The organism is Streptomyces sp. SS7 (genome assembly GCF_037993025.1).
GTDB lineage: Bacteria > Actinomycetota > Actinomycetes > Streptomycetales > Streptomycetaceae > Streptomyces.
Genome location: NZ_CP141223.1, coordinates 1,123,183 through 1,138,751, shown reverse-complemented (window position 1 = coordinate 1,138,751; position 15,569 = coordinate 1,123,183). Strand labels below are relative to the sequence as shown.

Sequence of the window (15,569 nt, the reverse complement as noted above, 5' to 3'; positions counted from 1 at the left end):
CCCCGTCATGACCGAGAGCACCACCATCCGCTGGGAACAGGACCGCACCGGCCTCGTCACCCTCGTCCTCGACGACCCGAACCAGTCCGCCAACACCATGAACGCGGCGTTCCGCGCCTCCCTCGCCGCGGTCACCGACCGTCTGGAGGCGGAGAAGGACACCGTCCGCGGTGTCATCCTCACCTCCGCCAAGAAGACCTTCTTCGCCGGCGGCGACCTGCGCGACCTGATCCGTGTCACCCCCGGGACCGCCCGGGAACTCTTCGAGGGCGGCCTGGAGATCAAGCGCAACCTCCGCCGCATCGAGACCCTCGGCAAGCCCGTCGTCGCGGCGATGAACGGCGCGGCCCTCGGCGGCGGCTACGAACTCGCCCTCGCCTGCCACCACCGGATCGCGCTGGACGTCCCCGGCGCCAAGATCGGCTGCCCCGAGGTCACCCTCGGCCTGCTCCCCGGCGGCGGCGGAGTCGTCCGCACCGTCCGCCTGCTGGGCATCGCCGACGCGCTCCTGAAGGTCCTCCTCCAGGGCACCCAGTACGGCCCGCGCAAGGCCCTGCAGAACGGCCTGATCGACGACGTCGCCGCCACCCCCGAGGAACTCCTCGCCAAGGCGCGCGCCTTCATCGACGCGCACCCCGAGTCCCACCAGCCCTGGGACAGGCCCGGCTACCGCATCCCCGGCGGCACCCCGGCCCACCCCAAGTTCGCCGCCAACCTGCCCGCCTTCCCGGCCACCCTGCGCAAGCAGACGGGCGGCGCCCCCTACCCGGCGCCGCGGGCCGTCCTCGCCGCGGCCGTCGAGGGCTCCCAGGTCGACTTCGAGACGGCGCAGGTCATCGAGGCCCGCTACTTCGTCGAACTCGCCGCCGGCCAGACCTCGAAGAACATGATCCAGGCGTTCTTCTTCGACCTCCAGGCCGTCAACTCCGGCGCCAACCGCCCGCGGGGGATCGAGCCCCGCCAGGTCCGCCGGGTGGCCGTCCTGGGCGCGGGCATGATGGGCGCCGGCATCGCCTACGCGTGCGCCCGCGCGGGCATCGACGTCGTCCTGAAGGACGTCACCCCCGAAGCCGCGGCCAAGGGCAGGGGCTACTCCGAGAAGCTCTGCGACAAGGCCGTCGCCCGGGGCCGTACGACCCGGGAGAAGGCGGACGCGCTGCTCGCCCGCATCACCCCCACCGCCGAGGCGGCCGACCTCGCGGGCTGCGACGCCGTCATCGAGGCCGTGTTCGAGGACGCCGCCCTCAAGCACAAGGTCTTCCAGGAGATCGAGCACGTCCTCGCCCCCGACGCGCTGCTGTGCTCCAACACCTCCACGCTCCCCATCACCGCCCTCGCCGAGGGCGTGGAGCGCCAGGAGGACTTCATCGGCCTGCACTTCTTCTCGCCCGTCGACAAGATGCCGCTCGTGGAGATCATCAAGGGCGAGCGCACCGGCGACGAGGCGCTCGCCCGCGCCTTCGACCTGGTCCGGCAGATCAGGAAGACGCCGATCGTCGTCAACGACTCGCGCGGCTTCTTCACCTCCCGGGTGATCGGCCACTTCATCAACGAGGGCGTCGCCATGGTCGGCGAGGGCATCGAGCCCGCCTCGATCGAGCAGGCGGCCGCCCAGGCCGGCTACCCGGCCAAGGTGCTCTCGCTGACGGACGAGCTGACGCTGACCCTCGGGCAGAAGATCCGCCGCGAGTCCCGGCGGGCCGTGGAGGAGGCGGGCGGCACCTGGACCGCCCACCCCGCCGAGGCCGTCGTCGACCGCATGGTTGACGAGTTCGGCCGCCCCGGCCGCAGCGGCGGAGCGGGCTTCTACGAGTACACCGAGGACGGCTCCCGCGGCGCCCTCTGGCCCGGCCTGCGCGAGCACTTCACGCGCGCGGGCAGCGAGATCCCCTTCCGGGACATGCAGGAGCGCATGCTCTTCTCCGAGGCCCTCGACACCGTCAGGCTCCTCGAGGAGGGCGTCCTGACCTCCGTCGCCGACGCCAACATCGGCTCCCTGTTCGGCATCGGCTTCCCCGGCTGGACCGGCGGTGTGCTCCAGTACATCAACGGCTACGACGGGGGACTGCCCGGATTCGTGGCACGCGCGCGTGAGCTCGCCGCACGCTACGGCGACCGCTTCACCCCGCCCGCCCTGCTGGTGGAGAAGGCGGACCGGGGGGAGACCTTCACCGACGCCCGCTGACACCCCGCGCGCCGAACCCCGTGACCTTCCAAGGGCTCACGGGGTTCGCCCCGTGGGCCCCGCCGCGTAACGCTCCTCGCGCCCCGGTCCAAGAACAGCCGCAGGGACCGGGTGAGGAAGGGACGCGCGTGGACGGCACGAGGCGGTCACGGCTGGACTGGCTGGACGTGCTGCGTGCCGTCGCGGCCCTCGTGGTGGTGTTCGACCACGCGTCCGCCACCTTCCTGCCCGAGTTCCGGCGGGAGCTCATGCCGCACTTCAACACCAGCCGCTACGGCATCACGGTGTTCTTCCTCGTCAGCGGCTACGTCATCCCCGCCTCGCTGGAACGCCGGGGTTCCGTCCGCGGCTTCTGGACCGGCCGGATCCTCCGTCTCTACCCGCTGTGGGCGCTCGCCGTCGGGGCCGTCCTCGTCCTCGACCTCGCGGGGGTCACCCGGATGCGCGGCGGCCCGAGCGCCGTCGCCGTGGCCGTCGCCCACCTCACCCTCCTCCAGGAACTGCTCGGGACACCCGGCCTGCTGCTCGTCCTGTGGACGCTGTCGTACGAGATGGCCTTCTACCTGCTGGTCGTCGCCCTCTTCACGGTCCGCCGGCACCGGCGCTCGGCGACGGTCGCCGCCACCCTCGCCCTGTGCGCCGCCGTCGGCGCGCTCACGGGCGGCGGGCTGCCGGTCTCCGCCCTGGCCGGCCTCATCGGCACCGGCCCGCTCGTCGCCGCCGCCGCGGCCGTCCTGGCCGTCGCCGTGTGCGCCGCGAGCGCCGGACCGCCCGCGCTGCGGGTCGCCGGGGGAGTGCTGGGCGGGCTCCTGGCGCTCGCCCTGGTGGCGTTCGACAGCACCGTGCCGCAGTGGGAGAGCCTGGTGATCCTCGCCGTGATGTTCCTCGGCACCGCCGTCCACCGCGCCGAACACGGTCAGAGCAGCCGGCGGGCCGCGGTCTGCGCGGCGGGCGTGGTGGTGCTCTGCGCGGTGGGCAGCGCCTGGTGGTACGGCGACGGCCACTTTTTCACCCGGCGCGGCTGGATCACCGCGTTCCTGCTGGCCCTGCTCACCTTCGCCGCCGGATTCGCCGTGCGCCGGCGGCGGATCCCGCGCGCGCCGGCCGCCCTGGGCGTGATCAGCTACTCGGTCTACCTGCTGCATCCGGTGCTGCTCACCGCCGTCGACGGCACGATCGGCCGGCAGCGGCGCGACGCACCTCTGCTCCTGGTGGCCTTCCTCGCGGTGCTGCTGCCGCTGTGCGCGCTGACGTACCGCTGGATCGAGGCGCCCGGCCAGGCCTGGGGCCGCCGGCTGGCCCGCCGCGCGCCGGCCGTCCCTCAGCCGCCCGGCTGCGCCTGCGACAGCCACAGCCGCAGCTCGTCCCGCAGCGAGCGCTGAAACGTCGTCAGCAGGGCCTGGACGACCAGCGGACGCATCTGCGCGGTCAGCGAGCGCACGTCCCGCGCGTCCCGCTCCGCCACCGCCTCCCGCAGCAGCCCGGACAGTTCCTGCGCCGCCGCGCGCGAGTGCTCGATCAGCGTGGTGCGCGCCGCGAGGATCACCTCCTGCGACAGCGGTACGTCGAGCAGCCGCACCCCGAGCGGCAGCAGACCGGAGTCGACCCGGTAGCCGCCGTCGGGCGCCGCCTCGACGACGTCCATCGCCACCAGCCGCCGTACGTCCTCCTCGGACAGCGGCCGCCCCGCCCGCCGCCGCAGCTCCTCGCCGCTCACCGGCTCGTCGGTGTCCGGCGCCCAGGACGCCACCACCGCCCGGTGCACGGCGAGGTCGTGGGCGTCGAGGCCGGGCGGCAGCTGCCCCAGGTAGCGCTCGATCGCCGCCAGGGTCATGCCCTGCCGCTGCAGCTCCTCGATCAGCTCCAGACGCGCGAGGTGCTCCGGGCCGTAGTGCCCGACCCGGCGCGGGCCGATCACGGGCGGCGGCAGCAGACCCCTGGTGCCGTAGAAGCGGACCGTGCGGACCGTGATCCCCGCGCGTGCGGCCAGCTCGTCGACCGTGAGGGGCGGCTCGTCGGTCTCGATCGTCATGCGCAGCAGTATCGCCGCCGCGGGGGCGGCCGTGTGAGAAGGAACGCTCTGTGACCTGGGACACGTGTGTTCGCGGAGGCCTCTGGGAAGCTGCTGCACTGGTCCGCGCCCCTACCCGGGAGCCGCTGGCCACGACCGTACGGACACCCGGACCCACGAGGTCCGGGCGCACCAGAGAGTGGAAACACCCGTGAGCAAGGACGCCGTGCACACGGCCGAAGTCGCCGCCCACCCCCAGGCGACCGCGACGCCCGCGGACGCGGGCGACGCCGGCTACAGCAAGGACCTCAAGCCCCGCCACGTCAACATGATCGCCATCGGCGGCGCCATCGGCACCGGCCTCTTCCTGGGCGCCGGAGGACGCCTCCACACCGCGGGCCCGGCCCTCGCGCTGGCCTATCTGGTCTGCGGGGTCTTCGCGTTCTTCGTCGTCCGCGCCCTCGGCGAGCTGGTCCTGTACCGGCCCTCGTCCGGCTCGTTCGTGTCGTACGCGCGCGAGTTCCTCGGCGAGAAGGGCGCCTATGTCGCCGGCTGGATGTACTTCCTGAACTGGTCGACGACCGGGATCGCCGACATCACCGCGATCGCGCTCTACACGCACTACTGGAGCATGTTCACCAGCATCCCCCAGTGGGTGCTGGCGCTGATCGCCCTCGCGGTGGTCCTGGCGGTGAACCTGATCTCGGTGAAGATCTTCGGCGAGATGGAGTTCTGGTTCGCCATCGTCAAGGTCGCCACCCTCGTCGCCTTCATGTGCGTCGGCGTCTTCCTGCTGGCCACCCGGCACCAGGTCGGCGGCCAGACCCCCGGACTGCACGTGATCACCGACCACGGCGGAGTCCTCCCGCACGGCCTGATGCCGGTCGTGCTCGTCATGCAGGGCGTGATCTTCGCCTACGCCGCCCTGGAACTGGTCGGCGTCGCCGCCGGCGAGACCGCCGAGCCCGAGAAGGTCGTCCCGCGCGCGGTGAACTCCATCATGTGGCGCGTCGGCCTCTTCTACGTCGGCTCGGTCGTCCTGCTCGCCCTGCTCCTGCCGGGCTCGGTCTACTCGGCCGGCGAGAGCCCCTTCGTGACGGTCCTGTCGAAGACCGGGGTCTCGGGCGCCGGTGACGTCATGAACCTGGTCGTCCTCACCGCCGCGATGTCGTCCCTGAACTCCGGCCTGTACTCCACCGGCCGCATCCTGCGCTCGATGGCCGTGGCGGGCTCCGCGCCCCGGTTCACCGCCCGGATGAACCGCAGCCAGGTGCCCTACGGCGGCATCCTGCTGACCTGCGCGGTCTGCGTCCTCGGTGTCGGCCTGAACTTCCTCGTGCCGAGCCAGGCCTTCGAGATCGTGCTGAACGTGGCCTCCCTCGGCATCATCAGCACCTGGGTGATCATCATGATCTGCCACCTGGTGTTCGTCCGCCGCGCCCGGGCGGGCCTCGTCGAGCGGCCCTCCTTCCGCCTCCCCGGCAGCCCGGTCACCGAACTGGTCACGATCGCCTTCCTGCTCGCCGTCCTCGGCCTGATGGGCAACGACCCCGAGGTCGGCCGCAAGACCCTGCTCCTGGTGCCGGTGATCGCGGCCGCCCTCGTCGGCGGCTGGTTCGCGGTGCGCGGCCGAGTCTCCAAGACCACGGACGCCGAGCTGGCCGACCTTACGAAGTAGCAGGTCAGAGCCACTGTCAGAGGTATCGCCTACGGTGGCGTCATGTCGGAGATCACTTACATCCGCGGTGACGCCACCGTGCCGTCGGCGAAGGGCCCCAAGGTGATCGCCCACGTCTGCAACGACATCGGGGGCTGGGGCAAGGGCTTCGTCCTGTCCCTCTCCCGCCGCTGGCCGGAGCCGGAGGCGGCGTACCGCGCCTGGCACCGCGAGCGCGCCTCCAACGACTTCGGCCTGGGCGCGCTCCAACTGGTGCGGGTCAGGCCCGACGTGTGGGTCGCCAACATGGTCGGCCAGCGCGGCGTGCGCACGGGCAGCAAGGGCGTCCCCGTGCGCTACGAGGCCATCGACGCGGCCCTGGCCCGGCTGGCCGACCGTGCCCTCGACCTCGACGCCTCCGTCCACATGCCGCGCATAGGCTGCGGTCTCGCCGGAGGCAAGTGGTCGCGCGTCGAGCCGCTCGTCGCCGAGCGGCTCGTGCGCCGTGGCATAGCCGTGACGGTGTACGACCACGGCGAGGGCTAGGAGTCTGATGAAGATCTTGCTCCGGCCGCCTGACTCGCCCCGGATTGCCAGTAAATGTCAATCACTATGAACCGGTGCAAGTCGGGCGCAATTTCAAGATCTTCAGGACGCTTCTAGCGCCCGCTCCGCGCAGCCCTCCCCTCCTCCCCCTACCGCGCCTTCCGGCGCGCCGCGGTCAGGCCGATCACACCGACGATGACGAGGGGTGCCCCCAGCAGATTCAGGAAGGGCGCCCCCGCGATCAGCCCGATGCCGACACACAGCGCGCCGACACCGGTCAACACCCGCCACACACCCTCGTTGCCGCTCTGCCCGCCTGCCATGACCTCTCCCCTCGGTCTCCCCGACTCCTTCCCCCGGTGCTACCCACGCCCGCCCCCGCTCAGTGCCGGTGCACCCCGTCCGTCGCCTCGATCTTCTCCCCAGTTCCGGCCACACGCCCCGGCGGTCCCAGGCGGCTCACAAAGGCCCTCTTCTGCAAGGGAGTTGACCGAGGTACCGTCCCGCGCATGCCGACACGCACGCGCTTCACGATCTGGAGAACGCTCGCGACCGCCGCCCTCACCCTCCTGGTGGCAGGCTTCCTCACCCCGGTGACCGCCCAGGGTGCCGCGCGCGAGAGCCGGCCGGTCTACTCCTACGCCCAGGCCATCCGCGAGGCCGTCTGGGTCGACACCGGACTCGACGGCGACGGCGACGGCCGGCACGACCGGGTCGCCGTCGACATCGTCCGCCCCCGCGAACCCGCCGCACAGGGCCGCAAGGTGCCCGTCATCATGGACGCCAGCCCCTACTACTCCTGCTGCGGCCGCGGCAACGAGAGCCAGCGCAAGACGTACGACCCGGCCGGGAACGTCGTCCGGATGCCGCTGTTCTACGACAACTACTTCGTCCCGCGCGGCTACGCCGTCGTCGGCGTCGACCTGGCCGGCACCAATCGCTCCGACGGCTGCGTGGACATCGGCGGCCGCTCCGACATCCTGTCCGCGAAGGCCGTCGTCGACTGGCTGAACGGCCGCGCCAGGGCCTACACCACCCGCACCGGCACCACCCCCGCCACGGCGGGCTGGACCAACGGCAGAACCGGGATGATCGGCAAGAGCTGGGACGGCACCATCGCCAACGGCGTCGCCGCCACCGGGGTCAGGGGCCTGAGGACCGTCGTCCCGATCTCGGCGATCTCCTCCTGGTACGACTACTACTTCTCCCAGGGCGCCCCCCTCTACGACTCCGGCCCCGACTGGCTCGCCGACTACGTCGACAGCCCCGACGCCCGCGCCCGGTGCGCCGCCGTCCAGCGCAGACTCGTCGAGGAGGCCCCGCGCACGGGCGACCTGACGTCCCTGTGGACCGAGCGGGACTACGTCAAGGACGCCCGCAAGGTCCGGGCGAGCGTGTTCGTCGTCCACGGTCTGCAGGACCTCAACGTCCGCACCCGGCACTTCGGCCGCTGGTGGGACGCCCTCGCGAAGAACGGCGTCGAGCGCAAGATCTGGCTCTCCCAGACCGGCCATGTCGACCCCTTCGACTTCCGGCGCGCCGCCTGGGTCGACACCCTCCACCGCTGGTTCGACCACGAACTCCTCGGCTACGACAACGGGATCGACCGCGAGCCCATGGCCGACGTCGAACGCCACCCCGACCGGTGGGCCACCTCGACGACCTGGCCGCCGAGCGGCACCCGGCCCACGACCCTGCGACCCGCCGCCGGAGTCCAGCCGGGCGTCGGCACGCTCGGCCTGCGCCGGGGCACCGGCACCGAGACCTTCACCGACGACCCGCGGCTCGGCGAGACCGACTGGGCCGCGGCGACCGACACCCCCACGCCCGCCAAGGCCGCTTTCGCCACCGGGCCGCTCACCCGCGACCTGCGCCTGTCCGGCTCCTCACAGGTCACCGTCACCGCGACCCCCACCACGGCGACCGCCCACCTCAGCGCCGTCCTCGTGGACCTCGGCCCCGACACCGTCCGGGACTACGCGGCGGCCGGCGAGGGCATCACCACCCTCACCGAGCGCACCTGCTGGGGCGAGAGCACGGCCGGCGACAGCGCCTGCTTCAAGGAGACCGCGGCGCAGACCGCCGACGTCGGCTTCACCGTCCTCAGCCGGGGCTGGGCCGACCTCGGCACCTACGCCGACCCCGGCAGGGGCGCCCCGCTCACCCCGGGCAGGCGGTACACGATCACCCTCGACCTGGCCGCCACCGACCATGTCGTGCCCGCCGGCCACCGGCTCGCACTGATCGTCGCGGGCACGGACAAGGACCTCATCGACCCGCCCGCGGACACGCCCACGCTGAGGGTGGATCTGGCCCGTACGTCGGCCCGGGTGCCGTTCGTGGGGGGTGCGGCCGCGTTCGCGGCGGCCACGTCCGGGGCTGCCGGCGGTGCGCTCGGCTCCGGCCCGTCAAACGGTGTGCGGGTGCCGGGCGGTACGTACCGGATTCCCTGACCGCTCCGCCGGTCCGGCGGCAGGGGCGCGCGGCCCCCGCGCCCCTTCAGGGGGCCACGGCCAGGGTCGCCGCCTCCTCCGCGCACCCCCAGGCCACCGTGACGCCCGCGCCGCCGTGGCCGTAGTGGTGGACCAGGAGCCGGCCGTCAGGGAGCGGCTCCCGGTCCAGCCGCACCCGCGGCCGGACCGGGCGCAGTCCCACCCGGTGGCCCAGCACGCGGGCTCCGGCGACCTCCGGGCGCAGGGCCGCGCACCGCCGTACGATCGCCTCGGCCTGGGCCGGGTCCGGCTCGGTGGACCAGTCGTCGTCCTGGGCCGTGCCGCCCAGGAGCAGGCGGCCGGGCTGCGGGAAGAGGTAGGCGAGTTCGCCGCCCGAGGTCCCGGCGACGAGCCAGGTGTCGATGCCGGGGTTCTCGACCACGACCAGCTGCCCGCGCTGGGGACGCACCGACAGGTCGCCGGCCAGTTCCCGCGCCCCGAGGCCCGTGCAGTTGACGACGACCGGTGCCCGGACCTCCGCCAGGTCGGTCACCGTGCGTTCCTCGACCGAGCCGCCCGCACGCCGCAGCCGCTCCCGCAGCCAGGGCAGATGCACCGCCATGTCGATCAGCGGCAGCCGGGCCCACATCGCGGCCCCGCCCGGGTACTCCCGCTCGGTGGCCGGGCGCATCCCGGCCGGCCGTCCGGCCGACCACCCGCGGACCTCGTCGGGGTCGACACCGCCCATCGCGCCCTCGACCAGCCTGACCCCGGTCTCCTCGGCGTGGCCCGCCAGCTCCTCGTACACCTGGAGCGAGCGCAGCGACCACCGGCGCGCCGCCGCGAGCGGCTCGATGTGGTACGGCCACCAGAGCGCACCGGCCACCGCCGAGGTGGTCCGCTCCACCGGGTCCCGCGTCCACAGCCGCACCCGCCGCCCGCGCCCGGCCAGTACGAGGGCCGTCGTCAGCCCGACGACCCCACCGCCGACCACCACCACGTCGTCCCGCTCGCCACTGTCCACGGGCGGACGGTAACCGAAGGGACGGGGCCGCGGCGAGACCGCCGGGAAACCCGCGCGCCCGCCCGGCCGCGCGACCACTAGGATCTACGACCTGTGACCGCCACCCTCGTCGTCAAGAACCTCGCCGCCGGCCACGGCGACCGCTCCCTCTTCTCCGGGCTGGACCTCGTCGTCGCGCCCGGTGACGTGATCGGGCTGGTCGGTGCCAACGGCGCGGGCAAGTCCACCCTGCTGCGGCTGCTCGCCGGGCTCGGCGTGCCCGAGCAGGGCGAGCTGAGGCTCTCCCCGCCCGCCGCGACCGTCGGCCATCTGCCCCAGGAGCCGGAGCGGCGCCCCGGCGAGACCGTCCGGGAGTTCCTCGCCCGCCGCACCGGTGTCGCCGAGGCCCAGCGGGCCATGGACGAGGCGACCCAGGCCCTGGTGGACGGTGCCCCGGGCGCGGACGACGCGTACGCCACGAGCCTGGAGCGCTGGCTCGGACTCGGCGGGGCCGACCTCGACGAGCGCGCGGAGGAGGTCGCCGACTCCCTCGGCCTCGGCGTCGGGCTGGACCAGCCGATGACCGCCCTGTCCGGCGGGCAGGCCGCCCGCGCGGGCCTCGCCTCCCTCCTGCTCTCCCGCTACGACGTCTTCCTCCTGGACGAGCCCACCAACGACCTCGACCTCGACGGCCTGGAGCGCCTCGAACGCTTCGTGACCGGGCTGCGCGCGGGCACCGTCGTCGTCAGCCACGACCGCGAGTTCCTCACCCGCACCGTCACCAAGGTGCTCGAACTCGACCTCGCGCAGCAGCAGGTCAACCTCTACGGCGGCGGCTACGACGGCTATCTGGAGGAGCGGGACGTGGCCCGCCGGCACGCGCGCGACGACTACGAGGAGTACGCCGACAAGCGGGCCGCGCTCCAGGACCGCGCCCAGATGCAGCGTTCCTGGATGGACAAGGGCGTGAAGAACGCCCGCCGCAAGGCGAGCAACGACAACGACAAGATCGGCCGCAAGTTCCGCAGCGAGGCCAGTGAGAAGCAGGCCGCGAAGGCCCGGCAGACCCAGCGGATGATCGAGCGCCTGGACGTCGTCGAGGAGCCCCGCAAGGAGTGGGAGCTGCGCATGGAGATCGCCGCCGCCCCCCGCTCCGGGGCGGTGGTCGCCACGCTGCGGGACGCGGAGGTGCGTCGGGGCGACTTCACCTTCGGCCCCGTGACCCTGCAGATCGACTGGGCCGACCGGGTCGCGGTCACCGGTGCGAACGGCGCGGGCAAGTCGACCCTGCTCGCCGCGCTCCTCGGCCGGCTCCCCCTGGACGGCGGGCACGCGGCGCTCGGCTCGGGGGTCCTGGTGGGCGAGGTCGACCAGGCGCGCCAGCTGTTCCACGGACCGGAGTCCCTGCTGGACGCCTTCTGCGCGGCCGTCCCCGACACCGAGCCGGTCGAGGTCCGCACCCTGCTGGCCAAGTTCGGGCTGAAATCGGACCACGTCCTGCGCCCTGCGGCCACCCTGTCACCCGGGGAGCGCACCCGTTCCGCCCTCGCCCTCCTCCAGGGCCGCGGCGTCAACCTGCTCGTCCTCGACGAGCCCACGAACCACCTCGACCTCCCGGCGATCGAGCAACTGGAGTCGGCCCTCGACGCCTACGAGGGCACCCTGCTCCTCGTCACCCACGACCGCCGCATGCTGGACGCGGTCCACGTCACCCGCCGCCTGGAGGTGGCCGCCGGCAAGGTGACGGAACGCTAGTGCCGACCTCCGAGAGCGGCGGCGGCCGGGCGGTCAGGCGAGGCGTTCGGCCAGGCCGGGGTAGGCGGTGACGAATCCGTCCGCGTCGAACTCGATGTCGGCGCGGAAGGTCCCGGAGACGAACCGCACCCGGGTGCCGCGGTCGCCCGGGCCGAGGTGGGTGTACGTCTGCCAGGAGGGGCGCACGGTGAGGGCCGGCACCGACACCCACGCCGTCAGCAGCCGGTGTTCGCCCGGGGTCCGGTGCAGCCCGTGCCGGAGGACCGGTGGGGTGTTCGTGAGGGGACACAGGCCCAGGTCGCAGTCGACGGCGTCCTGGAAGCCCGGCAGCGGCTCACCGTCGGCCGTCCAGCCGCCGCGGCCGTCGTGCCGCAGGTCCAGCGACCGGGTCCGCTCGGCCGTCTCCACGGTCACCCGCAGCCGCCGGGTCACGTAGCCGCCGTCGGTGTCGAGGTCGTACGACACCCAGTACGGCTCCGGCAGCGTCCCGACCGCGCGCCCCCGCGCCCGCAGCAGCCCGTCGCCGGTCTCGGTCCACGCGGTCTCGTAGCCGCCGCTCGCCGCGACGGTCCAGGTGAGGACACGGGAAGTGCTCATACCGTCACTGTACGAGCGGGCCGGGCCCCGGCGCCCTCCCGGGAACCGGGGCCCGGCACCGTCACGTCAGCGCCGGCCCTTCTTCGGGTCGAGCAGGCCCGCCTTGCGCAGGGCGTCGGCCATCGCGCTGTTGGCCGGCGGCGGCGCCTGGCGCGCGGCGCCGCCCCCGCGCTGGCCGCCGTTCCCGCCGCGCCGGTCGCCCTGCTGCTGGCGCTGCTGCGGCGGGCGTCCGCCGCCCCGCTGCGGCCGGCCGCCGCCGGAGGACCGGTCCTGGCCCTGGGGGGCCGCCTCGTCGTCCAGCCGGAGGGTGAGGGAGATCCGCTTGCGCGGGATGTCGACGTCGAGGACCTTCACCTTGACGATGTCACCCGGCTTGACCACGTCCCGCGGGTCCTTGACGAACGTCTTCGACAGCGCCGAGACATGCGCCAGACCGTCCTGGTGGACGCCGACGTCGATGAACGCCCCGAAGGCCGCCACGTTCGTCACGACGCCCTCCAGGACCATCCCGGGCGCCAGGTCGGAGATCTTCTCCACGCCCTCCTTGAAGGTGGCGGTCCTGAAGGCGGGCCGGGGGTCGCGGCCCGGCTTCTCCAGCTCCTTGAGGATGTCGGTCACGGTCGGCAGACCGAAGGTGTCGTCGACGAAGTCCGCCGGGCGCAGGGAGCGCAGCGCACCCGTGTTGCCGATGAGGGAGGCCACCTCCTGCCCGGAGGTCTTCACCATGCGCCGCACCACCGGGTACGCCTCCGGGTGCACGCTGGACGCGTCGAGCGGGTCGGTTCCGCCCCGGATGCGCAGGAAGCCCGCGCACTGCTCGTAGGCCTTGGGGCCGAGCCTCGGCACCTTCTTCAGCTCCGTACGGGAGGAGAACGGTCCGTTGGCGTCCCGGTGCGCCACGATGTTCTCGGCGAGGGTGGCGGTGATGCCGGAGACCCGGGAGAGCAGGGGGGCCGACGCCGTGTTGACGTCCACCCCGACGCCGTTCACACAGTCCTCCACCACCGCGTCCAGCGAGCGCGACAGCTTCACCTCGGACAGGTCGTGCTGGTACTGGCCCACCCCGATGGACTTCGGGTCGATCTTCACCAGCTCGGCCAGCGGGTCCTGGAGCCGGCGCGCGATGGACACGGCACCGCGCAGCGACACGTCCATGCCGGGCAGTTCCTGCGAGGCGAACGCGGAGGCCGAGTACACCGAGGCGCCCGCCTCGGACACCATCACCTTGGTGAGCTTCAGCTCCGGGTGCCGGGTGATCAGCTCTCCGGCGAGCTTGTCCGTCTCGCGGGACGCCGTGCCGTTGCCGATCGCGATCAGCTCGACCGCGTGCTCCCGTGCCAGCCGCGCCAGCTTGGCGAGCGCCTCGTCCCACTTGTTGGCCGGGACGTGCGGGTAGATCACGTCCGTCGCGACGACCTTGCCGGTCGCGTCGACCACCGCCACCTTCACGCCCGTACGGAAACCGGGGTCGAGGCCCAGCGTCGCGCGCGTCCCGGCGGGCGCCGCGAGGAGCAGGTCCCGCAGGTTCGCGGCGAACACGTTCACCGCCTCGTCCTCGGCGGCCGTGCGCAGCCGCAGCCGCAGATCGATGCCGAGGTGCACGAGGATGCGGGTCCGCCAGGCCCAGCGGACGGTGTCCGTCAGCCACTTGTCGCCCGGACGGCCGCGCTCGGCGATGCCGAACCGCGACGCGACGATCCCCTCGTACGACGAGGGGCCGGGCTGCTCGGAGGGCTCCTCCGGCTCCAGGACGAGATCGAGGACCTCCTCCTTCTCGCCCCGCAGCATCGCCAGGATCCGGTGCGAGGGCAGCTCGGTGAACGGCTCGGCGAAGTCGAAGTAGTCGGCGAACTTGGCGCCCGCCTCCTCCTTGCCGTCACGCACCTTGGCGGCCAGCCGCCCGCGCCCCCACATCCGCTCGCGCAGCTCGCCGATCAGGTCGGCGTCCTCCGAGAACCGCTCGGTCAGGATCGCCCGCGCGCCCTCCAGCGCGGCCTGCGGATCGGCGACGCCCTTGTCGGCGTCGACGAACGCGGCCGCCGCCGCGAGCGGCTCCACGCCCGGGTCGCCGAGCAGGCCGTCGGCCAGCGGTCCGAGACCCGCCTCGCGCGCGATCTGCGCCTTGGTGCGCCGCTTGGGCTTGTACGGGAGGTAGACGTCCTCCAGCCGCGCCTTCGTCTCGGCGCCGCGGATCTGCGCCTCCAGCGCCTCGGTGAGCTTGCCCTGCTCGCGCACCGACTCCAGGATCGCCGTGCGCCGCTCCTCCAGCTCCCGCAGATAACGCAGCCGCTCCTCGAGCGTGCGCAGCTGCGCGTCGTCGAGCATCTCGGTCGCTTCCTTGCGGTACCGGGCGATGAAGGGCACCGTCGAGCCGCCGTCGAGCAGCTCCACGGCGGCCTTGACCTGCCGTTCCCGTACGCCGAGCTCCTCGGCGATCCTGCCTTCGATGGACCCTGCTTCGAGGGATCCCGGTGTCGTCACGAGCCCGTACCGCCTTCTCCACTGAGGTTGCGCCGCAATTGTGGCAGGTGACACCGACAACCCGTGGCTGCCCCGACGACATCCCGCCCGGGGGAGCCGTGACGGTCGGCGGATGTGGCGGTCGTCGCGCCGCGACGGTCACCCGGCCGTGACACTCCAGGTGAAGCGCGGTTCCCGGCGCTCCAGGAAGGCGGCGACCCCTTCCGCGGTGTCGCCGGCGAGCCGGGCCTGCGCGGCCCAGTGGGCGTCCCGGTCCGTCCGGCCGTTCGCGAACTCCTTCGCGGCCGCCTGGGTCAGCCGGGAGCGCGAGACGAGAGTCCGGGTGAACTCCGCGACGCGCTCGTCGAGTGCGTCGGCAGGCAGCACCTCGTCGACCAGACCGGTGCGCAGCGCCCGCTCGGTGTCGATCAACTCACCGGAGAACAGCAGGTACTTGGTGGCGGCGGGACCGATCAGCGCCACCAGCCGGCGGGTGGCGGTGGACGGGTAGACGAGCCCGAGCCGCGCCGGTGTCACCCCGAACAGCGCGCCCTCCTCGGCGAACCGCAGATCGCAGGCCGCCGCGAGCTGGGCGCCCCCGCCCACGCAGTGCCCCTTCACGGCGGCCAGCGTCGGCTTGGGGAACGCCGCGAGGGACTCCTCGGCCCGCACGGCCAGGGTCTGGGCCTCGTCCGGCGAGCCCTGGAGCGTGGAGATGTCGGCGCCCGCGCAGAAGGTGCCGCCCGCGCCGGTCAGCACCAGCGCCCGGACCTCGGGATCGGCGGCCAGCCCCTCCAGCAGCGGCGGCAGCGCGGCCCACATCGCGGCGGTCATGGCGTTGCGCTTGGCCGGGTGGTGCAGGACGACGGTGGCGACCCCGTCGGTGACGCCGTGCAGCAGTTCGGGCTCCATGGCCCGGATGC

Annotated in this window: 12 protein-coding genes; 6 read left to right on the top strand and 6 right to left on the bottom strand. The window is 73.2% G+C overall.

The annotated features are described in order from the left end of the window. Window positions 1-7: 7 nt before the first annotated feature. Both U5640_RS05110 and U5640_RS05105 read left to right on the top strand, forming a co-directional pair. Window positions 8-2,185 carry a 3-hydroxyacyl-CoA dehydrogenase NAD-binding domain-containing protein gene (locus tag U5640_RS05110; RefSeq protein WP_340374599.1) on the top strand — a complete coding sequence of 726 codons (2,178 nt, stop codon included), beginning with the start codon at window positions 8-10 and terminating at the stop codon, window positions 2,183-2,185. A gap of 128 nt (window positions 2,186-2,313) precedes the next feature. Further along, window positions 2,314-3,567 (top strand): acyltransferase, encoded by a 1,254-nt coding sequence (locus U5640_RS05105; protein WP_340374598.1) that lies wholly within the window; start codon window positions 2,314-2,316, stop codon window positions 3,565-3,567. Here the strand turns inward: U5640_RS05105 and U5640_RS05100 are convergent. Then, a complete protein-coding gene (locus U5640_RS05100) occupies window positions 3,507-4,217 on the bottom strand; it encodes a MerR family transcriptional regulator (RefSeq protein ID WP_340374597.1) in 711 nt (236 codons plus the stop codon). The two genes, U5640_RS05105 and U5640_RS05100, sit on opposite strands and share 61 nt — an antisense overlap. Window positions 4,218-4,407: 190 nt before the next feature. Here U5640_RS05100 and U5640_RS05095 point away from each other — a divergent pair, with 190 nt between their 5' ends. Together U5640_RS05095 and U5640_RS05090 are read left to right on the top strand one after the other, a co-directional pair. Further along, window positions 4,408-5,874 (top strand): amino acid permease, encoded by a 1,467-nt coding sequence (locus U5640_RS05095; protein WP_340374596.1) that lies wholly within the window; start codon window positions 4,408-4,410, stop codon window positions 5,872-5,874. Window positions 5,875-5,916: 42 nt separating this feature from the next. Further along, window positions 5,917-6,399 carry an Appr-1-p processing protein gene (locus tag U5640_RS05090; protein WP_340374595.1) on the top strand — a complete coding sequence of 161 codons (483 nt, stop codon included), beginning with the start codon at window positions 5,917-5,919 and terminating at the stop codon, window positions 6,397-6,399. Between the two features lie 149 nt (window positions 6,400-6,548). Here U5640_RS05090 and U5640_RS05085 read toward each other — a convergent pair whose 3' ends face one another. Then, a complete protein-coding gene (locus U5640_RS05085) occupies window positions 6,549-6,722 on the bottom strand; it encodes a hypothetical protein (protein WP_340374594.1) in 174 nt (57 codons plus the stop codon). 186 nt (window positions 6,723-6,908) lie between these two features. On the opposite strand from U5640_RS05085, the gene U5640_RS05080 reads away from it, so the two are divergent. After that, entirely contained in the window at window positions 6,909-8,852 is a 1,944-nt protein-coding gene (locus U5640_RS05080) for a Xaa-Pro dipeptidyl-peptidase (protein WP_340374593.1), read from the top strand. Window positions 8,853-8,898: 46 nt separating this feature from the next. On the opposite strand, the gene U5640_RS05075 is transcribed toward U5640_RS05080, so the two are convergent. Next, window positions 8,899-9,855 (bottom strand): FAD-dependent oxidoreductase, encoded by a 957-nt coding sequence (locus U5640_RS05075; protein WP_340374592.1) that lies wholly within the window; start codon window positions 9,853-9,855, stop codon window positions 8,899-8,901. A gap of 93 nt (window positions 9,856-9,948) precedes the next feature. Here U5640_RS05075 and U5640_RS05070 point away from each other — a divergent pair, with 93 nt between their 5' ends. Further along, on the top strand, window positions 9,949-11,589 hold the full coding sequence (locus U5640_RS05070) for an ABC-F family ATP-binding cassette domain-containing protein (protein ID WP_340374591.1): 1,641 nt from the start codon (window positions 9,949-9,951) through the stop codon (window positions 11,587-11,589). A gap of 33 nt (window positions 11,590-11,622) precedes the next feature. Here U5640_RS05070 and U5640_RS05065 read toward each other — a convergent pair whose 3' ends face one another. The 3 genes from U5640_RS05065 to U5640_RS05055 form a co-directional block, all read right to left on the bottom strand. Continuing rightward, a complete protein-coding gene (locus tag U5640_RS05065; protein WP_340374590.1) occupies window positions 11,623-12,186 on the bottom strand; it encodes a putative glycolipid-binding domain-containing protein in 564 nt (187 codons plus the stop codon). Between the two features lie 66 nt (window positions 12,187-12,252). Continuing rightward, window positions 12,253-14,667, bottom strand: coding sequence for a Tex family protein (locus tag U5640_RS05060; protein ID WP_340374589.1), 2,415 nt, complete (start codon window positions 14,665-14,667; stop codon window positions 12,253-12,255). A 138-nt stretch (window positions 14,668-14,805) separates the two neighbouring features. Beyond that, window positions 14,806-15,558, bottom strand: coding sequence for an enoyl-CoA hydratase/isomerase family protein (locus U5640_RS05055; RefSeq protein ID WP_340374588.1), 753 nt, complete (start codon window positions 15,556-15,558; stop codon window positions 14,806-14,808). Window positions 15,559-15,569 lie beyond the last annotated feature (11 nt).